The organism is Clostridium sp. ZS2-4, from assembly GCF_026719745.1.
GTDB lineage: Bacteria > Bacillota > Clostridia > Clostridiales > Clostridiaceae > Clostridium_H.
On record NZ_JAPPRQ010000009.1, the window covers coordinates 1 to 22,205 of the forward strand.

Below are 22,205 nucleotides of genomic sequence, written 5' to 3' on the forward strand. Positions count from 1 at the left end.
ACTTTCTCTTTAAAGGTTATAATGCCTTAGAAAGAAGAATATCGGAAAGCCGTGTGCGGGAAAACCGCATGCACGGTTTGATGAGGGGAAGAAGGAAATAAAATTTCCTTCAACCTACTCTACAATTATCAAAGTTGTTATTATTGTATTTAACATTGGTAAAGGTTATATTTTGCTTATTATCAACAAAATAATTTACTTTATTATCATGTATGTTACAATTATTAACGGTAACATTTGAATATATATCAACATTAAATAAGTAATAATCAAACTCTCCAGTTTTATTATTATAGATTTCACATTTGTTGAATTCTACATATTTACCATTTGAAATAGTTATTAAATCAAATTGACGATTATCGTGAAATTTTGAATTAGTAAATTTAATGTTTTTACAGTTCATTAATGTCATAATTCCATATGAACAATCTTTAATTGTAGAATTATCAAAAGTAAAATTTTCTACATTATCAAGATTTACACCTTCAGTTCCACATCCAAATAATACAGAATTATCAATACTAATATTTTTACTATTATTAAATACAAAAACCCCTCCTGTACATTCACCTTTATCAGGATAATGTCCAGCAATAATATTAGAAATATTAACATTGTTACAATCTCTAAAGGTAAGCACATTTGCATATCTTGGATCAATTAAAAGATTAACTTTAGATTCATCTTCTCCTTTTATAGTTAAATTATTGACATTTTTTATTACTAATTGATGTCCATCAAAAACTTCTTCATAATGTATATATTTATTATCCATTACCTTTGGTTCTAACAGATTATAGTCACCTGACTTTAATATTAAAGTTCTATTAGGGCCTACATTTTCCAATAATTCCTTTGAATTTTTAACTTCAACTACTTCTTGTTTTGTATTACCTTGTTCAATAGTAAATTTCATCTTGATATTTTTAGATAATACTTGTCCGTTTTTAGATTTTAAATCTTTAACCCATAAAGTATAGTTTTTACCATATTCATAATTTTTTACTGGTACAATATAAATACTCATATCCTTACCTAAATTTTGAGTATAGAACATGGGTAAAACATTTTCATCTTCATCTGTAATGCAGATGTTTTTTTCTTTAATAGTATTGATATCAAGAGGTTCATTAAAATTTATTTTCCATACTTTATCAATAGGTACATTATCCTTAGAATCCCATATATTCCACTGGATATTTTGGGGTATATTCATTTCAATAGCACTTACTGAACTTGGAAGTGAAAATACAATAAAGCAAAAAAGTACAATGAATATTTTTTTAAAATTTTTTACATTCAAATTAATTTACTCCTTTCTTGATAAAATAATCTAATTAAAGTATACATCAATAATAATAAATATCAATAATGAATATGAGATAAATTGGAAACATATTTATTTCATGTAAAACATGACTTTTGTCATATGCAATAAATGACTTTCTCTACTAAAAGAGAAAGTCTTATTTTTATATAATAAAAACATAAAAAAATATTCTAGAATAATAGATAAAATAATAAAAGGAGTGAAAAAAATGAAGTTAGTTCAAATTGAAAATCTAACTAAAAAATTTGGAGATTTAACTGCTGTAGATAATATAAATTTAAACATAGAAGACAAAGAAATATATGGATTGCTTGGACCTAATGGAGCTGGTAAGAGTACTATTATCAATATAATGTGTGGACTTTTATCAATGGGTAAAGGCACAGTTAAAATTTTAGACAGAGATATTAAAAAGGAAGCTTATTTTACTAAAAAGAATATAGGGGTAGTGCCTCAGGATATTGCTATATATGAGGAGTTAACCTCTTTTGAAAATGTAAAGTTTTTTGCAAGCCTTTATGGATTAAGGGGAGAAGAATTGAAAAAAAGGACTATGGAAGCCTTAGAATTTGTTGGGCTTTCTGATAAAGCAAAGGAATTACCAAAGGATTTTTCAGGTGGAATGAAAAGAAGGCTTAATATAGCTTGTGCTATAGCGCATAGACCAAAGCTTATAATTATGGATGAGCCTACAGTTGGAATAGATCCTCAGTCTAGAAATCATATACTTCAATCAGTTAAAAAGTTAAATTCTATGGGATGTACAATAATTTATACAACGCACTATATGGAAGAGGTTGAAGCTATTTGTACAAGAATAGGCATAATTGATCATGGCAAGGTTATTGCAGAAGGAACTAAGGAAGAGCTAAAAGCTATAGTAACAGATAAAAATACTATAGAAATAACTGTAGATGCAAGTGCAGAGATAAAAGAAGAAGATATAAAGAATGTAAATGGTGTTATAGAGGTTAAAGTAAGTGGTAATAAAATAAAGATTAATAGCTATAGAGAAGTTAGTAATCTAGATAAGATAATACTTTATTTTACAAGTAATAATATTGAAATAAGAAATATAGAAACACAAAGACCAGATTTAGAAACTGTATTTTTAACTTTAACAGGAAGAAAATTAAGAGATTAGAGGTGATGATATGAAAATATTAAATATAATCACTAAAGAAGTGAAGCAGAATTTTAGAAATAAAAGAAAATTAGCCATAATGATATTATTTCCTATAATTCTAATGGTCATTTTAGGGACAGCTTTTTCAAAGAGTATGAGTAATGATATTAAATTAGGTAAAATTAAAGTTTTATATACTGTACAGGGAGAAGGAAATATAGGAGAAGCTTTTAAAGGGTTGCAGAAAGAGTTGAAGGATTATAATGTTAGCTTTAAAGAAACAAAAAATATTGAAAGTGCCAAAAACAATGTTCAAAACTCTAATTACTCCTGTTATCTGTTAATTAATGAAAATAATAAAGATATAAAAATATATAAAAATAATAGATATTATTTAGGTGCTAGTTTTGTTGAAGGTATATTAAATACTTTTGTACAGAGATACAATGTAATAAATGAGATAAAGGAGAAAAAAACCAGATTTCTTGAAAAAGTGGTAAAAGGTAGTGATAAAAAATATATAATAGTACAATCTTTGAATGAGAAAAAAGAGCCTAGAGCCATAGATTGTTATGGAGTTACTATGACTACCTTAATTATATTGTATTCAGCATTTACTGGTGCTTATGGAATGATTGGTGAAAAAAACAGAAAAACAGAAGCAAGGATATTAGCAGCACCTGTTACGAAGAAAGAGATTTTTATAGGTAAAACTTTAGGTGCATTAGTTGTTACAATATTTCAAATTTCAATAGTTATTATTTTTAGTAAATATGTAATTGGGGTAAATTGGGGCAATAATATTGGAATGTTGTTATTAGTAATAGGTTCTGAGATTATAATGGCAGTATCAATGGGAATAGGAGTAGCTTTTTTAACAAAAACAGAAGCAGCTATGAATAGCATATTAAACTTCATGATTCCTATAATGGTATTTTTAGGGGGAGGATATGTACCACTAGAAGAATTTAATAGTGAAATACTTAATATTATATCTAATTTTTCACCAGTAAGATGGATTAATAGTTCCATATTAAATATTGTTTTTAGAGATAATTATGAAAAAGTAATTCCTACTATAGCAATTAATTTTACCGCAGCAGTAATATTTTTGATAATAGCGTCAATGCTTTTTAGAAGGGAGGAGGCTTAGAAATGAAAAATGTGATAATACTTGCTCTCAATACTTTAAAGATTACTTTTAGAAAAAAATCAAATATATTGACTTATTTAATAATTCCTATAGTTGCACTACTACTTGTTATGGGAGTGATGAATGGTAACGGAAGCAGTAAGATAAAAATTGGAGTAATAGATAAGGATAATAGTATTTTTTCAGTAGATATGTTAAAGTACTTGGAGGATACAGGTAAATTTCAAAATATCACTATAAGTGAAGAAAGCATAAATGAAAAAGTAGTAAATAAAGAAGTTAGTTTGGCTATGATTATTCCAGAAGATTTTAGTGAGGATATATACAATGATAAATTGGAAAATATAAAAATAGTTTCAATTCAGGGAAAGGAAGTTACAGCTTGGATTGAAAATTATACAAATTTGTATATACAAAATCTTTTAGACATATCAAAAGCATCTGAAGGGAATAAAGATAAATTTAATGATATGTATAAAGGATATAAAAATCAAGCTTTAAAACTGAAAAGTGAAAAGGTTGAAGATAAAAGGTTAAATAAACAGTTAACTCAATCAGGTATGGGATTTCTAATAATGTTTATACTTATTGGAGCGACTTCTACTTCTAATATCATATTAAAAGAAAAAAGAGAAAGAACATATCAAAGAATATGTTCTACACCAGTAAATTCTAGAATATATGTGATAGGAAATGTACTTGTAAATTTTATAATTATAATAGTTCAAAGTTTACTTGCTATATTTGCAATGAAGGTAATACTAAAAATAAATATGCATATGCCAGCTTATCAGTTATTTTTAGTTCTATTATTAGTTGGAGCTGTGTCAATAGGAATAGGTATGATTGTTGTGGCATTCTCTAAATCCACAGCAGAAGCAGGAAATTTATCAACCTTGATAATTATTCCAACATGTATGTTGGGAGGATGTTTTTGGCCAATACAGGTTATGCCAGAAAAGCTCCAAAAGATAGCTAATTTTATTCCACAAAAATGGGCAATAGAAGCTATTGAAAAGCTTCAAAGTGGTGCAGGAATTACAGGTGTATATATGAATATGTTTATATTAATAGGTTTTACAGTAGTTTTATTTTTAGTAGCAGCTTTTAAAATGAAGAATACGGATAAAACAGGAAGCTTTATTTAAAAGAAGAGAAAGAATAAAAAAGAGTTGCCAATATAACATTGATAATTTAAAAGTAAGATGATATACTTTAGGCTAATGTTAAAAATAGAATAAACAATTTACAGGTATCTGATTGTATAATTAGATTTAAAAGGGAAATAAGTGTGAAGCTTATGCGGTCCCGCCACTGTGATGAGGAATATATTAGCTTGTAGCCACTTGGTAACAGGGAAGGTGCTAATATGTGATGATTCTAAGCCAGGAGACCTGCCTGTAAATTTTGAAGGTTATAGCTTACGCGGATAGGCAGTTAACTAGGTTATAAAAACATTACTAGGACTATCTTTGTAATGTTTTTTGTTTTTTACAAAAGAAAAAGGAGGATGTATATGTTAAAAAGAAAAAAAATTCTATCAATATTATTAGTATTAATGGTAATGCTTTTTACAGTAACAGCTTGTTCTAGCAAAAGTAAAAAAGGTACAGTTAAAAATGATGCTGAACAATCAAAAGAAATAAAAGGAGAAACAAAATATCCTTTAACGATTAAGGACTCATATGGTAGAGAAGTGACTATAGACAAGGAGCCTAAAAGGGTAATATCTATAGCACCTAACATTACAGAAACTGTTTTTGCCTTAGAAAAAGGAGAGAAATTAATAGGTAGAACTGAGTATTGTGATTATCCAGAAGAAGTTAAGAAGGTGCAATCCATTGGAACTCTAACAAAGCCTAATATTGAAAAAATTACTGAGTTAAAACCTGATTTAATAATTGCTTCAACTCATTTTAATGAGAAAATATTAAAAAAATTTGAAGAACTAGGCATGAAGGTTGTTGTTCTTTATGGAGAAGAAAGCTTTGATGGAGCATATGAAACAATAGAAAAAGTAGGAACAGTTTTAAATGCACAAGATAAAGCAGCAGAAATTGTATCAAATATGAAGAAAAAAGTTGAAGAGGTTAAAAATAAGATAGAAGCGAAGAATAAACCAAGTGTTTATTATGTAGTAGGCTATGGAAAAGGCGGAGATTATACTGCTGGAAAAGGAACCTTTATAAGCCAGATGATAGAAATGGCTGGAGGCAAAAATGTAGCATATGATGTTGAAGGTTGGAAATACAGTATTGAAAAACTTATAGAAAAAAATCCTGATATGATTGTATGTTCAAATCGCTTTGATACTAAAGAAGGCATAGAAAATACTAATGGATATAAAGATTTGGATGCTGTAAAAAATGGTAAACTATATGAAATAGATGATAACCTAATTAATAGACAAGGACCTAGACTTGCAGATGGTTTTGAAGAATTAGCTAAAGTAATTCATCCAGAAGCTTTTAAATAGGAAATAAAAGAAAGAGAGGAACCCTTATGATGTTTATGAAAAAGAGAGAAAGGTATAGAATAAAATTTATTTTAACTATTGTATTTTTGGTTATTTTAATAATAGCTTCAAGTGCAATGGGAATAGCTAATATAACTTTTTCTCAAACAGTGAATATAATTTTATCCAGGGTTCCTTTTGTTAATAAATTAATTTCACAAAGTAATATTTCAAGTACCCATAGATTGATTATATTAAACATAAGACTTCCACGTATTATGCTTTCAGCCTTGGTAGGGGCAGGACTTGCAATAGTTGGAACAGCCTTTCAAGCTATTTTTAAAAATCCTATGGCAGATCCTTATATTTTAGGAATATCCTCTGGAGCATCTCTGGGAGCAACTATTGCAATAATTACGGGAGCTGAATTTATTTTTAAGGGAATAGGGACAATAACTATATTTGCATTTATAGGTGCTATTGCTACTACTTTTATTGTATATAATATAGCAAGTGTAGGAGGGAAAGTACCAGTAAATATACTGCTTTTAGCAGGAGTTGCAATAAGCTTTTTATTTTCATCCTTGGTATATCTTATGATGATATTTAACCGGGAGCAGATTGAGAAAATAATATTTTGGACTATGGGGAGTGTTTCAGAAGCAAGCTTTATACATGTTTTAGTTATAATTCCATTTATTTTCATAGGAGGAACAATTATTTATACATTCTCTAGAGATTTAAATTTAATACTTACTGGAGATGAAACAGCTTTAACACTTGGAATAGAAGTAGAGAATGTTAAGAAAATTATTTTAATAGTTTCTTCATTAATCATAGCAGCATGCGTGGCAGTAAGTGGTATAATTGGCTTTGTAGGATTGATTATTCCTCACATATTGAGAATTATTGTAGGATCAGATCATAGAAATTTATTGCCTTTTTCTGCGGTGTGTGGAGCGATATTTATGATACTGTGTGATACTTTAGCACGTAGTTTAGTGCCACCAATGGAAATACCAGTAGGAGCTATAACATCATTATTTGGTGCTCCTTATTTTATATATCTTCTTTTAAAAAAGAAAAAGCAGGTGAATTGAATTTATGAAGAAAAAAGATTCCTTTCCAATAATAATAAAGGACTTAGCTTGGAATTACGGAGATAGAAAGGTTCTTAAAAATATAAATTTGGAAATTGAAAGAAATAAATTTTATACTGTTATTGGACCTAATGGATCAGGTAAAACAACTCTTTTGAAAAACATATCGAAAATACTTTTTCCTAAAAAAGAATGTATATATATCAATGAATTAGATGTAACAACCATTAAAAATAAAAAGTTAGCCCAAAACATATCTTATGTACCTCAGAATACAATAATAGATTTTGATTTTTCAGTTATGGATATTGTTTTAATGGGAAGAACCCCTTACATGAGAAGATTTCAATCTGAACAGGAAGAAGATATTCAAATTGCTGAGAAAGCTATGAAGATGACAAATGTATGGCAGCTTAGAGAAAAAAATATAAAAGAATTAAGTGGAGGAGAACGGCAGCGAGTTATAGTAGCAAGAGCTCTTACACAAGATACGGATATAATTATTTTAGATGAACCTATATCAAATTTAGATATTCAGCATCAAATTGAACTATTAGATACAATAAAGTTTTTAAAGGAAGATATTACGGTTATAGCTGTTCTTCATGATTTAAACTTAGCTGCTAGATATAGTGATTACCTAATATTAATGGATAAAGGAGAAATTATACAGAAGGGTTCTCCAAGAGAAGTTTTAACTAAAGAAATTATTGAGAAGGTTTATAAAATAAAGGTTAATATGATAGAAGATCCTTTAACAGGAAGTCCACACATAATTCCTGTAAGTACTTATTTTAATAAATAGAAAATAAATTCAACAAACTAAAATAGATATTTAAGCTGCTAAAGAAAAGTTTTATTGTAACGTGTTTATATTCATTTAAAACAGAGACTATAAATAAAAGCGTGGTTTTGATAACAAGGGAGAAATGAAAAAAATGAGTAAAGTTATTTTAATTACTGGTGCTTGCAGAAGTGGTAAGAGTAGTTATGCAGAAAAGCTTTTGATGGAAGAAGATGATGTTCTATACATAGCTACTGCAAAGCCATTAGATAAAGAAATGGAAGATAGAATAGAGAAACATAAAAATAGAAGGAATAGTAAATGGTCTACATATGAGGGGTTTAAAGAATTAGATAAAGTAGTAGAGAAAACAGATAAAAAGCATGTACTTTTAGACTGCATAACCATATTAGTTACTAATCTGATGTTTGATAGGTATGAGGATTTTGATAGTATTACCATGGAAGAAGTAGATGAGATTTCAAAGGATATAAAAGAAGAAGTAAAAAAAATTATTTTAAAAGCAAGAGAAAATGATAAAAATATTATTATGGTTACCAATGAAGTCGGATGGGGCTTAGTGCCAGAGTATAAAGTAAGTAGAATTTTTAGAGATATTGCTGGATGGATAAATCAGTATATTGCTTCATTAAGTGATGAAGTTTATTTATTGGCATGTGGACTTCCATTAAAGTTGAAATAGAAATATCGGTATATAAGAAAAGTGCGAAGCACTTTTCAGTAGCCAGTGACCAGTAACCAGTAGCCAGAAAAAAGAAGATTAAAAATTTTAAATTCAGTAAAAATAAACATAAAAAAGAGCAAGGATATAGAAATTCTCTATGTTCTTGCTCTTTCTTTTATTTAAGTTTAGGTTTTGCCTTAGCAAAACTTCCTCTACTGGTTACTGGCTACTGTGCACTGGTTACTAGAAAATATTATTTGTTGTGTGGTTATGACAATTAAAGTATAATGTAATAGGAATTTTAGTTGAACAAATCCAAGCAATATTAGAATTGTTGGTAATGAGATAAATTTGAAATATAAGAAAAACTTTAGGGAGGAAAATAGATGAGACTTAGAAAGAAGTGGTGGGCAAGGCCAGAGCTAGAAGCTAGTCCTGTATTTAAATCACTGGATGAGGCAAAAGAACTAAAAGGAAGATGGAATGAAGAATTTAAAAATAACAATGATATATATTTGGAATTAGGATGCGGTAGAGGTGGTTTTACAGCTAAAACAGCTCTAAAATATCCTGATAAAAATATAGTGGCTATAGATCTTAAAGATGAAATTTTAGTTATGACCCTTAAAAATATAAATGAGGCTGAAGTTACAAATGTTAGAATTATAGCTATGAATATAGGGGGTATTGCAGAAATTTTTGATGAAAATGAAATAAGCAGAATATATATAAATTTTTGCAATCCATGGCCAAAGGATAGACATAAAAAAAGAAGACTTACTCACACAAGATTTTTAACAGAATATAAGAAGTTTATAAAGAAAGGTACAGAAATTCACTTCAAAACAGATGATTTAGAATTATTTGAAGAATCTTTTGAATATTTTGAGGAAAGTGGATTTGAAATTCTTTATAAAACATATGATTTGCATAATAGTGAATATGCAGAAGAAAATATTATGACAGAATATGAAAGTAAATTTAAAGAAAAAGGAATAAAGAGCAAGTTCTTAATTGCTAAGCTTAAATAGTAAAAGGTATAGATTTTATCTGTGCCTTTTTTATTTTGTTTATTTTTAAAACAAATGAGTAATTTTATTAAATAAATATTTATCTTTAATAGAATAATAAAAGCATATAATTAAATTTTATCGAAATTGACATAGGAGGATGACTATGGTTGAGTTAGGATTAATTCATTATATATATATAACTATGATTTTTATTATTCTATTAATAATGTTACTTAAAAAAGATGTTGTACTTCCGTGTATAGCTGCTATTGGAATAATAGGGTATGTATTTTCGGGAAGTTTGTTAAAGACTGTTCAAATTATATTTAATGCTATTGTTGTATCAGGAAGAGAATTTATAGAAATAATTATTATTATTTCTCTTGTTAATGCCATGTCTAAAGTTTTGAAAGATATGGGTGCTGATGAACTTATGATAAAGCCAATTAAGAAGCTTATGGTAAACAGCAGTACTTCCTTTTTTGTCTTAGGAGGTACCATGATAATTATCTCTTGGTTTATATGGCCAACACCAGCTGTAGCTTTTATTGGAGCTATAATGGTGCCAGCAGCAATAAGTGCAGGTCTTCCAGCAATTTGGGCGGCAGTAGCTTTAGATTTGTTTGGCAATGGAGCAGCTTTATCTAGTGATTATTTTATACAAGCGGCACCTTCTATAACTTCTAAAACGGCAGGAATAGATGACCCTTTTCAAATAATCAAGGCAAGTGTTCCACTTTGGGCAGCTATGAGCATAGTTACTATAGCAGTTGCATATGGATTTATGAAAAAGGATATTGAAAAAAATTACAGAGAAAATATAAAGGTTCCTGAAGAGGGTATTAAAAATATTGAACCAAACTTTGGTACAAAAATAGTTGCTGGTATAACTCCAGTAGCATTTTTCTTTGATATATTGTTGATGTATATATATAAGTTAAAGGGCGGAAATGCCACTGCTCTTATTGGAGGAACATCAGTAATCATTATGTCTGCTGCAGTAATAATTGAATATAATTTTAAAAATGCATTAGGAAAAATTACTGGATATATTATAGAAGGGTTTATCTTTGGAATGAAGGTATTTGCCCCTATAATTATTATAGGAGCATTTTTCTTTCTTGGAAGTAAAGAAACAGCCAGCATGGTATTTCAAGTAGAAACTGAGGGATTCTTAACAGAAATAGGAATGTATATTTCAAGCAAGGTTCCACTGTCAAAAATCTCTGTTATATTAATGCAAACTGGAATTAGTGCCATGCTAGGTGTAGGAGGTTCGGGTTTCTCAGGTCTGCCATTAGTTGGTACTTTAGCACAGGTATTTAGCAGTTCAATAGGGGTTAGCAAAGAAGGTATAGCGGCTTTGGGGCAGATAGTTACAATATGGATTGGAGGAGGAACAATCATACCATGGAGTGTTGTTCCCATTGCAGCGGTTTGTGACATTGAGCCTTTTGAAATTGTAAGAAAAAATCTTATTCCTGTTCTATTAGGCATTACAGCAACAATAATTTTTGCAGTAATATTATTGTAGAGTAAAAAGATATTAAAATTGTTAGTAATATGATAAAGTAAATTATAATTAATAAATTCGTATAACACATTTGTGGAATTTGTAAGTGATAGATGAGGGTTAAAGGATATATATATTTTAATAAAATATATGATTAGTATATTGTAAATATAATATTCTAATAAAGAGTAGTAAAAGAAGTTTAAGATAATTTTTGTAAATTTCTTTTACTACTTTTTTTATAATAAGATATTAGCTACTAAGTAGTGTTCTATGAAGTTATTAGAATTTAATATAAATTTAAGAATTCATTAAGAAGAAATTAAGTATAAAACTATATAATGGTATGGAAATAGAATTAATGAAAATGGCAAAATCATACATTCACTGATATACAATATGTACTAATAAATAAAAGTAAAGGGGGAGAACTTTGGAGCCTATAATTCAGATTGAAAATCTTAGAAAAATATACAGGATGGGAAATGAAAAGGTAGTTGCTTTAGATGAAATAAGTTTAGAAATCCAAAAAGGCGAAGTTTGTTGTATGCTAGGAACATCTGGTTCAGGAAAATCTACATTATTAAATATGATAGCTGGTCTTGAGAAGCCAACTAAAGGCAGCATTGTAATTAAGAATAAACATATTGAAAAAATGAATGAGAAGCAGGTTACAAACTTTAGACAAAAAAATGTAGGCTTTGTTTTTCAGTCATATAATTTACTTCCAAATTTAACTGCATTGGAAAACGTTTCTATGCCTCTTGTATTTGCAGGAATGCATAGGGAAAAAAGGGACAAGCAAGCTGCACAGATGTTAAAGGCAGTTGGATTGGGAGATAGACTTCATCATAGACCTTCACAAATGAGTGGTGGTCAGCAGCAAAGAGTAAGTATTGCTAGAGCTTTTGTAGCTAAACCTGAAATAGTTTTTGCGGATGAACCAACAGGAAACTTAGATACTAAAACTACTTTTGAAATTATGGAATTAATGGTTAACATGTGCAGAGAATATAATCAAACCTTAATTATAGTAACGCATGATCAAGAAACAGCAGTTTATGCAGATAGAGTTATTTATGTAAGAGATGGAAACATAGAAAAAGTTGAAATGAATAAAGCAAAAATTTAAAAGAAGAAGGGATAAATACATATGAAAAGGATAATGAGCTTATTTTTAGGAATTACAATGATGGTATTTATAGTCAGTGGTACTGCTCAAGCGGCTGATACACAGAAAATAACTATTGAAAATTATGAAGTGTCTCAAAATCATATATACGATGGAGATAAATTTTATTTAACACTTACATTGAAAAATAATACTTCAAGTGATATGCAAAATCTAACAGTAGACATTAACTCGAGTTCTTTTGGAGATCATTATCAAAAGGTACAAAATATAAAAGCTAATGAGTCAGCAACTGTAAAAATAGATGATATTAAGTATAATGGGGGAAATGATGAAAAAATTTATATAGAAATAAAGAGTAATGATACTACGGTATGTACTAAAACTATAAGTATTAATGAAGCTTATCCAGATGATGACGGAAGTAAAACATCATCAACTGATACAAGTGGTTATAAGCCTAGATTAAATGTAGAAAAAGCTACTATGCCTTCAGGAATAGCAGGACAAAATTTGACTTTAAAATTAAAAATAAAAAACAATGGTTCTTATCAGGCAAAAAAAATAGAAGTAACTCCAGTAATAGATAGTGATGTATTTGAAACAAGGGATATAACTTTACTAAAAGCAATAAAAGAACTTCCAGTTGGTAAAACGGCAGAATTAAGTTATACTTTTAAAATAAAATCTTCAGCTGCTCCTAAAAATTATCCTATTACTTTAAAATATAGCTATGAAAATCTTTATGATAATGCTTTTAATACGGAAGAAGTTATTTATATAAGAGTAGGCAGAGGATTATCTAAGCCTAATTTGGTACTTAGTAATGTTAAGACAAGTCCTCAAGTTATACAAGCAGGAAAAACAGGTGTCTTATCTTTTGACGTAACTAATAAAGGTGCTCAAAATGCTAAGAATATTAATGCTTCACTAGTAGGACTTGATAAATCAGGATTAACTTTAAAAGGTAATATTAATAATGTAAAGCTAAATACTATATATGCAAATGGGAAGCAAAAAGATGTAAAATTTAATATATATGCAGATCCCAAAATGGAAGATGGAAACTATCCAATAAGTATAAAACTTCAATATACTAGTGAAGAAAATGAGGTAAGAACAGAGGAACAGCAATTCTTTGTTAGAGTAAATAAAGAAAAAAATGTAAGCTTGTCAGTGGATAATGTTAAGCTTTCAAGTGAGGTTGTAGTTCCAAATGAAGCTTTTTCAGTATCTTTAGATGTTGAAAATATAAGTAATGCTGAAGGAGAAGATATTACAGTTTCTATTGATGGGAAAGAAAAAATTATAAATAAATCTCAAAGTTTACAATTGATTAAAAGTTTAAAATCAGGAGAAAAACGTAGTTTAACTTTTCAACTTGCAGCTGTTAAGGGAGATAAAAGTGAAAATTATTTAATTCCTATTGAAGTTAAATATGGAGATAAAATAATTAAACAATATACTAGTGTTTATGTACAAAGTGATGCAGCAACTAAGAGTGAACCTAAAATTATAATAAATAGATATGAAACGGATCCAGAAATTGTAACAGCAGGAACTAACTTTAACATAAATATAAGTTTTTTAAATACACATATTTCAAAATCAGTTAAGAATGTTAAAATATATCTTACTGTAGATGAAAAAGATAGTGCATCAGGGAATGTGTTTACACCAGTAAATAGCAGTAATACTTTTTATATAGATGAAATTGCATCTAAAGCAGATGAAGTTAAACAATTAACTATGAATGTACTTCCAGATGCAAAGGCAAAAACTTATAGTCTTATAGCAAATATAGAATATGAAGATGCAGAAGGAAATAAGCTTACGGCTAAAGAAATTATAGGGATTCCTGTAACTCAACCTTCAAATCTGGGTATAAGTGAAATACAGCTTCCACCAGAATTATATGTTGGAGAGCCAGCGACTATTTCTGTACAATTCTACAATACTGGAAAAACTACAATGAATAATTTTATGGTTAAAGCAGAAGGAAATTTTGATATTAAAAATGGAGAATATTTTGTAGGAAATTTTGAAAATGGAAAAAGTGATACATATGAAGTAGATATAACTCCAAAGGCAGCAGGAGAAGTTAAAGGTACAATAGTCTTTTCTTATGATGAGGCTGATGGAGAGCATAGAGAAATAAGAAAAGAGATATTATTAAATGCTTCAGATGCACCTATGCTTCCAGAAAATCCAGAACAAATTGCACCAGAAAATGTAAAAAAACCTTTAGGTGCTAAGAAGACTGGTATTATAATTGGTGTAATAGTTGCAGCTGTAGTTGCAGGAATAGTAATAAGAAAGAGAAAAATAAAGAAAGGTTTGACTATAGATGAATAGTATAGACCTAATACGAATGGGGTTAAAAAACCTATTTAGAAGAAAACTTAGAACGTTTCTTACTACATTGGGTATAATAATTGGTACTGTATCTATTGTTGTAACGGTATCTTTGGGAGTAGGTTTAAAGGAATTTTCAAGAAAACAGGTAATGCAATGGGGAAATATAAGTGTAATAGATGTAAGACCACAATATAGAAGCGGTATGATGTCTAGAGGAGAACATAGAAACTTATTAAAGAAAGCAGACTTTGATAAAATAAAAAAAATAAGAGATGTAGAGTTAATCTGTCCTATTATGAATGTTAATGCTAAATTAATATCTGGAAGATATTCAGCTCAAGTTAATATTTTGGGAGTTAAACCTGAATATATGGATAAACTTGGTTATGAAATAGAAGAAGGTAGGCTTTTAAGGGGTGGAGATAAGCTGAATTTAGTTTTTGGAAATAAAGCAGCTCTTGGATTTGTAAAAGAGGGTGCTTCTGAAAATTATGATTATTATCCTGAAGATGGCAAAGAAATGAAACCAAAAGTAAAAGTATTAAAAGATAAAATGCTTTTATCTTTTGATCCTGATTATGGAATAAAAAAAACATTGGCTGAACAGATGGAAGAACAAGCTGATGAACAAACAAAACAAAAGAAAGTTATACCTCCCCATAAAATTAAAGGTGTAGGTGTATTAAAAGAAGATTTTTCATATGATTATTCTGTTTTTATGTCCATAGATGAACTTAAAAAGTTAAAAGAAGAGTATGATAAAAAAGTGGATTCTAGGAGTAAGAAAATTAAAGGATATGAAAGCGCTAAGGTTAAAATTAAGGATGTAAATAAAGTTAAAGAAGCTCAACAAAAAATAAAAGATATGGGATATGAAGCGTATAGTTTAGCAGATCAGTTAAGCTATATAGAAAAAACAACAAATATTATACAAATGGTACTTGGGGGTATTGGAGCTATATCATTGCTTGTTGCAGCTATAGGAATTACTAATACAATGGTTATGGCAATTTATGAGAGAAGAAAAGAGATTGGTGTTATGAAAGTTATAGGAGCTTCTCTTAAAGATATAAAAAAATTATTTTTATTTGAAGCAACTATGATAGGTTTATTAGGAGGAACATTTGGTTTAATAGTTAGTTTCCTTTTATCACAGGGAATAAATGTAGTCGGAAGAAGTTTTATGCAAGGACAAGGCCAATTACCAGAAGGCACAGCATTGTCAGTAATTCCATTATGGTTAGCACTTGGAGCTCTTGGATTTACTACAATTATAGGCTTAATATCAGGATATTTACCGGCAAGAAAGGCAATGAAATTAAGTGCTCTTGAGGCTATAAAGACAGAGTAATAATTTAAAAAATATAAACAAGAATATAAAAATAATCAGAGCATTAAAGGTATGCTCTGATTATTTTGGTGTATTAGATTTAGGAAAATTATTCAAAATCTTTAAAATATATCGATAATAATATAGATATTTAAATAAATGATATCAGTTTGAGAAAATTATCAATAATAGAGAATAATGAATTAAAATAGTAAAAGTTACTATTTATAGATAAAACATTTAAATTATATAGAAGGAATATGTTAAAAACAATATAATTATAATATAGAGTATTATAATTATATTGTTTTTGATAAAATTTACTTTTATACAAAAATACGGATGACGTTGTGGAGGGAGATTATGGATAAAAATGTAAAAGAAATAAATGTAACTGAATTATTGCCAGGAATGATTTTAGCAAGAGAAATAGAAAAAAATGGAATAAAATTACTTGATAAAGATATTATTTTAACAAGTAAATATATAGAAAAGATAAAAGAAGTAGATTTTTTACTACAGGTAACAATCTATGAAAATGATGAAGAAGAAAAAGGAATTAATGAATTTATTTACAAATCCATAAAAAAACTTAATGAAAAGGAAACGGTTTTTGGAGAACTATCAAGAAAATTAGATGATATTTGCAGGAAAATTGAACAAAATCCTAAGATCAGCCTAACTGAATTAAGAAATTTACAGCAAAATATGTTAGAAGGGTCTAAAGATTATGGAGTTACTATGAGGAGTATTATAAATGATAGAGAGGTTGATGAATATATATATAGACATTCAATTAATGTTGGAATTTTAAGTCATATGCTAGGTAAATGGATAGGGCTTTCTAATACAGAACTGACTCTTCTAACTTATGCAGGGATGTTACATGATATAGGTAAAATAAGAATAGACAGTACAATATTAAATAAGAAAGGTAGGTTAACAACAGAAGAATTTAGAGTTGTGAAGAAACATACAGTTATTGGATATGAAATTGTGAAACAAATACCATATATGGACGAAGTGGTATCTATGGGAGTTCTTATGCATCATGAAAGATGTGATGGTTCAGGGTATCCCTTGAGACTAAAAAATGATAAGATACATCCTTATGGTAAAATAATAGCTATAGCAGATGAATTTGATGCAATGACTTCAAATAGAACATATAAGTCCAAAAAATCACTTTTTGAAGTTCTGGAAATAATGCAGGAAGAGGCCTTAGCAAAATTAGATTATAATTATTGGTCAGTTTTTCTAAAAGGTATGATGAATTGTTATATAGGTGAAATGGTGAAATTAAACAATGGTAATGTGGGAAAAATAGTTAGTATAGACGAGCATAATATATCTAAACCACTTTTATTAGTGGATTCCAATTTTATAGATTTAAAAGAAAAAAATGATATATTTATAGAGGATATAATTTAATATATAATAATCGGAGAAAAAATTATAATTTAGAAGGAGGAATTTTGGTGAAAAAAGTTGTAGTTTTTTTAGCAGAAGGGTTTGAAGAAATTGAAGCTCTTACTGTTGTAGACATTTTAAGAAGGGCCAATATTACTTGTGATACATGCTCTTTAAAAGGAAAGCAAGTTAAGGGAGCACATAATATAATAATTGAGGCAGATAAGGTAATTGATGAATTAGATATAATAGAATATGAGGGGCTTATATTACCAGGGGGAATGCCAGGTTCTACAAATTTAAAGGAATGTGATAAAATTTTAACTTGGGTTAAAGAATTTAATGAAGAAGGAAAGCTTATTGCAGCAATTTGTGCAGCACCTATTGTTTTAGGAAAAGCTGAAATCGTTAAAGGTAGAAGAGTTACTTCATATCCTGGATTTGAAGGAGAACTGAAAGAAGCAATTTACTGTGAAGAAGTAGTTGTAGAGGATAGTAATATTATTACAAGTAGAGGACCTGCAACTTCTGTATATTTTGCTTTAAAGCTTGTGGAAAGGCTTGTAGGTAAAGATACAGCAGACATGCTAAAAAAAGGAATTATGCTTGAATTTGTAGAAGGTAAAATCTAAATATTTTATTTAAAGAATAGGTTAGAAAATCTATTCTTTTTTTATTGAAAAAAAGAATAGATAATGTTATTATAGAAGTGAACATATGAACATATATTCATATAATGAATTAAAGGAGGATTTTATGGAGAAACATAATAAAGGAACAGAAATAGAATTTTGCAAGTGCAATGAAATACACAATGATATTATTGGTAAAGTAGAAGAAAATATGATATCAGAAGAGACAAGCATTATTTTAGCTGAATTCTTTAAAGTCTTAGGAGATTCTACAAGGATAAAAATTTTATATGCTCTATCTGTAAATGAAATGTGCGTATGTGATATAAGTAAGCTTCTTGATATGAGTCAATCAGCAGTATCTCATCAGCTTAGAGTATTAAGAAATGCAAGACTTGTTAAATATAGAAAAGAAGGAAAAGTAGTTTATTACTCTTTAGATGATGAGCATGTGGAAAATGTATTTAGACAGGGACTTGATCATATAGGGCACTAGATTTAAAGAAAAGATAATTATGAGTAATTAATAGTAACCAAAAAAAAGTAAGTGGAAAAACATAGGTAAAAGATAAAATAAGATAATATAGAAAGCAAAAATAAGGCTTAGAAGAGGAGAGAACTAGGGGGGGGAAAATGGATATAAAAAAAGAATTGCTGTTAGACGGATTGCATTGTGCAGGGTGTGCAGCTAAAATTGAAGACAGAGTTAAAAAATTGGAAGATGTAAAAGATGCTGTTTTAAATTTTGCAACATCTACTTTAACTATAACTGCTGACACGGAAGATATATTAACAGTTGTAGAAAAAACCATGAATATAGTTACAGATTTAGAACCTCATACAAAAGTTATTGATAAAGAAATATTAAATCATAGAAGTGAGGAAACAGAAGTAAAATGTGAATGCGGATGCTGCGGCAATGGACATGCTACTGTTAATAAAAAACTGAACACTGATGCGGAGAGTAATAAACAGGGTTATTCAGTGGGTGATATTGGTAATAATAAAAAAAGGTTGTTAAAGTTTGGGATTGGAATAACATTTTTTATATTAGCTAAATTTTTTGAAAAACAAAATTTCAGTATTTTTATGTATTTGGCCAGTTATTTAATAATTGGAGGAGATATTTTAATACTATCTTTTAGAAATATTTTAAGGGGAGAGGTTTTTGATGAAAACTTTTTAATGAGTGCAGCTTCAATAGCCGCCTTTTCAGTAGGAGAATATCCAGAGGCAGTAATGGTAATGTTTTTATATGAGATAGGCGAGTATTTCCAAGAGCGTGCAGTTAATTCATCTAGAAAATCTATAGCAAGTTTAATGGATATAAGACCAGAGTATGCTAATTTGAAAATAGAAAATGATATTAAGAGGGTATCTCCAGATAAAGTTAATATTGGTGATATTATTATTGTAAAACCTGGAGAAAAAGTGCCTTTGGATGGAGTAATAATAGAAGGAAAATCAGCAGTAGATACTTCAGCACTTACAGGAGAATCAATTCCAAGAGATGTTAAAATAGGAGAGAGTATTTTGAGTGGTTTTATAAATATAAGCGGTTTACTGACTATAAAAGTTGATAAAAGTTTTAAAGAATCAGCAGTTTCAAAGATTCTGGATTTAGTACAAAATGCTGCTGCAAAAAAAGCAAAAGCTGAAAAATTTGTAACTAAATTTGCAAAATACTATACTCCAGCAGTGGTAATTGCTGCGTTGGCAATAGCTATATTACCTCCAATCATAAAAGGTTGGGATTTTTCAACTTGGGTATACAGAGCAGCTACCTTTTTAGTTGTTTCCTGTCCATGTGCTCTTGTAATATCAGTACCTTTAGGATATTTTGCTGGAATTGGAGCATCATCAAAAGCAGGAATTTTAGTTAAGGGTGGTAATTATTTAGAAGCACTAACGGATGTATCAGTAGTAGTTTTTGACAAAACAGGAACTCTTACGAAAGGTAATTTCAAAGTTACAGATATAATGCCAAAAGGAAATATTAACGAGGAAGAATTATTAAAATATACAGCTTATGTAGAAAGTTTCTCGAATCACCCAATAGCTAAGTCTATAACAGAGGAATATAAAGGTGAATTGCATAAGGCTAATATAGAAAATTACAAAGAAGTTACTGGTAATGGAGTTGAAGCAGTTGTAAATGGAATAAGAGTAGCTAGTGGAAATAAAAATTTTATAGAAGCTTTAGGGATAAAATGTGATGAAGTAAATAATAATGGAACTGTAGTACACACTGCGATAGATGATAAATATGCAGGATATATTGCAATAAAAGATCAGATTAAGAAGGATTCTGCTTCAGGAATTAGATTGCTAAAAAAGAGCGGAATTAAGAAAATAGTTATGCTGACAGGTGATAGAAAAGAAAATGCAGAAGCTGTTGCTGAGAAGCTTAAAATAGATTATGTTTATTCTGAACTATTACCACATGAAAAAGTTGATAAGGTAGAAGAGTTATATAATGGCAAAAACCATAAAGAAAAATTAGTTTTTGTTGGAGATGGAATAAATGATGCCCCAGTATTAGCTAGAGCAGATATTGGAATAGCTATGGGGGCAGTAGGTTCAGATGCAGCCATAGAAGCAGCAGATATAGTGATAATGAATGATGAGCCGTCTAAGCTAGCAACTGTTATTAGAATAGCTGAAAAAACTAAAAAAATAGTTATGCAGAATATAGTATTTACTTTAAGTGTTAAATTGCTAGTGCTAGTTTTATCAGCTTTTGGAATTGCTTCAATGTGGCTTGCTGTTTTTGCGGATGTAGGAGTGGCATTAATAGCTGTATTTAATTCTATGAGAATATTAAAGTGTAGTTGATAATTGAAAGTGGAAAGTTGAGAGTTAGTACATGCTTTTATTGTACAAAAATTTAAGAAATATATAGTTATAAGGTAAAAAACATAATTGTAAGGTTAGATAAGCTTTACAATTATGTTTTTTATTTTAGTTTTTTAAAGTATTTAATTTTAAATTATAGATTAGGATCTCCTTCTTCCCAATTTATAGCGCATAATCCTCCGGTTTTTAATGCCTTAAGTACACGAAGGGTTTCATCTACACTTCTTCCAACATTTAAGTCATGAGTTACAGAATATTTAATTACTCCTTTTGGGTCTATTATAAATAGTCCTCTAAGAGAAATACCCTCATCTTCTATCAATACACCATATTGTTCAGAAACAGATTTTGTTAAATCTGACGCAAGAGGAAAATTAATTTTGCCTAAACCACCATTGTCTTTACTCTGTTTTATCCAAGCTTGGTGAGAGTATTGGCTGTCACAACTTACACCTAGAATTTCTGCTCCAAGTTCTTTGAATTTCTCATATTTTTTACTGAAACCAGTAATTTCTGTTGGACATACAAAAGTAAAATCAAGAGGGTAAAAGAATAGAACAAGCCATTTATCTTGATAATCTTCGGAGTTTACTTTAATAAAATCTGAACCATCTCCAGTAACTGCGTTCATCTTAAAGGCAGGAGCAGGTTTACCAACTAATCTTTCCATGGTATTTCCTCCAATTTCAATTATGAATTAGCGAGTTAAAGACATAGTTTTATCTAAAGCATTATTTATAGCAGCTTTATCAAATCCAATAACTACTTCTCCGTTTATATCTATAACAGGAACACTTTGTTGACCAGAGAGTTCTATCATATTCTCTCTTTCCTCTCTATCTGAGGCCACATTTACATAAACAAAACGAGCATTTTTAGATTTTAAATAATCTTTAACCTTTTGAGACCAAGGACATGTTGGCGTGGAATATACTTTTATCATATTTTAGTCCTCCTTTTATTTTTGATTATATATTCTTCGACTTTAAGGGCTGCAATTGTATCATGTGATGCAGTTGTAGGTAGTTGTCTGAACATTTTTGGGAGTACATAATAGCAAATACACCCTCTATACTAGTTTGCATATTTTTATCAGTTTCTATGTAAGCCGAATAATTTAGTTTTGTGAATTTTGAAAATGGTTAGTTTTAGTATATTGTACAATATATACTTTAATTTTTATTTATTTAAAATATTTATATTTATTATTATAAATTACAATATTATTAGGTGGTTATTTATGTGATATACAAACAAATAATAGAATTAAATCAATAAAAAAACAATATTTATAATTATTACGTGGTAAACGTTATTAATTATTT

General features: G+C 28.8%; 19 protein-coding genes and 1 riboswitch. Of the genes, 16 read left to right on the forward strand and 3 right to left on the reverse strand.

The features are described 5' to 3' along the window. Positions 1-109 precede the first annotated feature (109 nt). Positions 110-1,306: a right-handed parallel beta-helix repeat-containing protein gene (locus OIO11_RS00580; protein WP_268069384.1), complete on the reverse strand. Its 1,197-nt coding sequence runs from the start codon at positions 1,304-1,306 to the stop codon at positions 110-112. Between the two features lie 235 nt (positions 1,307-1,541). Here OIO11_RS00580 and OIO11_RS00585 point away from each other — a divergent pair, with 235 nt between their 5' ends. The 16 genes from OIO11_RS00585 (at position 1,542) to OIO11_RS00660 (ending at position 20,859) form a co-directional block, all read left to right on the forward strand. Further along, on the forward strand, positions 1,542-2,477 hold the full coding sequence (locus OIO11_RS00585; RefSeq protein ID WP_268069385.1) for an ABC transporter ATP-binding protein: 936 nt from the start codon (positions 1,542-1,544) through the stop codon (positions 2,475-2,477). 10 nt (positions 2,478-2,487) lie between these two features. Next, entirely contained in the window at positions 2,488-3,612 is a 1,125-nt protein-coding gene (locus OIO11_RS00590) for an ABC transporter permease (protein ID WP_268069386.1), read from the forward strand. Between the two features lie 2 nt (positions 3,613-3,614). Further along, a complete protein-coding gene (locus tag OIO11_RS00595; protein WP_268069387.1) occupies positions 3,615-4,760 on the forward strand; it encodes an ABC transporter permease in 1,146 nt (381 codons plus the stop codon). A gap of 85 nt (positions 4,761-4,845) precedes the next feature. Next, a riboswitch (cobalamin riboswitch) is annotated at positions 4,846-5,028 on the forward strand. A gap of 100 nt (positions 5,029-5,128) precedes the next feature. After that, positions 5,129-6,088, forward strand: coding sequence for an ABC transporter substrate-binding protein (locus OIO11_RS00600; RefSeq protein ID WP_268069388.1), 960 nt, complete (start codon positions 5,129-5,131; stop codon positions 6,086-6,088). A gap of 26 nt (positions 6,089-6,114) precedes the next feature. After that, positions 6,115-7,167: a FecCD family ABC transporter permease gene (locus OIO11_RS00605; RefSeq protein WP_268069389.1), complete on the forward strand. Its 1,053-nt coding sequence runs from the start codon at positions 6,115-6,117 to the stop codon at positions 7,165-7,167. A gap of 4 nt (positions 7,168-7,171) precedes the next feature. Beyond that, the gene (locus OIO11_RS00610; protein WP_268069390.1) at positions 7,172-7,972 is read left to right on the forward strand and encodes an ABC transporter ATP-binding protein; all 801 of its coding nucleotides are present in this window, start codon (positions 7,172-7,174) and stop codon (positions 7,970-7,972) included. A gap of 124 nt (positions 7,973-8,096) precedes the next feature. Then, positions 8,097-8,654: a bifunctional adenosylcobinamide kinase/adenosylcobinamide-phosphate guanylyltransferase gene (cobU, locus tag OIO11_RS00615; RefSeq protein ID WP_268069391.1), complete on the forward strand. Its 558-nt coding sequence runs from the start codon at positions 8,097-8,099 to the stop codon at positions 8,652-8,654. Between the two features lie 368 nt (positions 8,655-9,022). After that, positions 9,023-9,667: a tRNA (guanosine(46)-N7)-methyltransferase TrmB gene (gene trmB / locus OIO11_RS00620; protein ID WP_268069392.1), complete on the forward strand. Its 645-nt coding sequence runs from the start codon at positions 9,023-9,025 to the stop codon at positions 9,665-9,667. A gap of 145 nt (positions 9,668-9,812) precedes the next feature. Further along, positions 9,813-11,183: a hypothetical protein gene (locus OIO11_RS00625; RefSeq protein WP_268069393.1), complete on the forward strand. Its 1,371-nt coding sequence runs from the start codon at positions 9,813-9,815 to the stop codon at positions 11,181-11,183. 412 nt (positions 11,184-11,595) lie between these two features. After that, positions 11,596-12,294 (forward strand): ABC transporter ATP-binding protein, encoded by a 699-nt coding sequence (locus OIO11_RS00630; protein ID WP_442781199.1) that lies wholly within the window; start codon positions 11,596-11,598, stop codon positions 12,292-12,294. Between the two features lie 21 nt (positions 12,295-12,315). Then, entirely contained in the window at positions 12,316-14,649 is a 2,334-nt protein-coding gene (locus OIO11_RS00635; RefSeq protein WP_268069394.1) for a COG1361 S-layer family protein, read from the forward strand. After that, positions 14,642-16,003 carry an ABC transporter permease gene (locus OIO11_RS00640; RefSeq protein WP_268069395.1) on the forward strand — a complete coding sequence of 454 codons (1,362 nt, stop codon included), beginning with the start codon at positions 14,642-14,644 and terminating at the stop codon, positions 16,001-16,003. Before OIO11_RS00635 ends, OIO11_RS00640 begins: the two co-directional genes overlap by 8 nt. A 342-nt stretch (positions 16,004-16,345) precedes the next feature. Next, the gene (locus OIO11_RS00645) at positions 16,346-17,413 is read left to right on the forward strand and encodes an HD-GYP domain-containing protein (RefSeq protein ID WP_268069396.1); all 1,068 of its coding nucleotides are present in this window, start codon (positions 16,346-16,348) and stop codon (positions 17,411-17,413) included. 47 nt (positions 17,414-17,460) lie between these two features. Next, entirely contained in the window at positions 17,461-18,024 is a 564-nt protein-coding gene (locus OIO11_RS00650; protein WP_268069397.1) for a DJ-1 family glyoxalase III, read from the forward strand. 124 nt (positions 18,025-18,148) lie between these two features. After that, entirely contained in the window at positions 18,149-18,520 is a 372-nt protein-coding gene (locus OIO11_RS00655) for an ArsR/SmtB family transcription factor (protein WP_268069398.1), read from the forward strand. A gap of 137 nt (positions 18,521-18,657) precedes the next feature. Beyond that, positions 18,658-20,859, forward strand: coding sequence for a heavy metal translocating P-type ATPase (locus OIO11_RS00660; RefSeq protein ID WP_268069399.1), 2,202 nt, complete (start codon positions 18,658-18,660; stop codon positions 20,857-20,859). Positions 20,860-21,013: 154 nt separating this feature from the next. Here OIO11_RS00660 and OIO11_RS00665 read toward each other — a convergent pair whose 3' ends face one another. Then, positions 21,014-21,550, reverse strand: a complete 537-nt coding sequence (locus tag OIO11_RS00665) for a peroxiredoxin (protein WP_268069400.1) — start codon at positions 21,548-21,550, stop codon at positions 21,014-21,016. Positions 21,551-21,577: 27 nt separating this feature from the next. After that, positions 21,578-21,823, reverse strand: coding sequence for a glutaredoxin domain-containing protein (locus OIO11_RS00670; protein ID WP_268069401.1), 246 nt, complete (start codon positions 21,821-21,823; stop codon positions 21,578-21,580). Between the last annotated feature and the right edge of the window lie 382 nt (positions 21,824-22,205).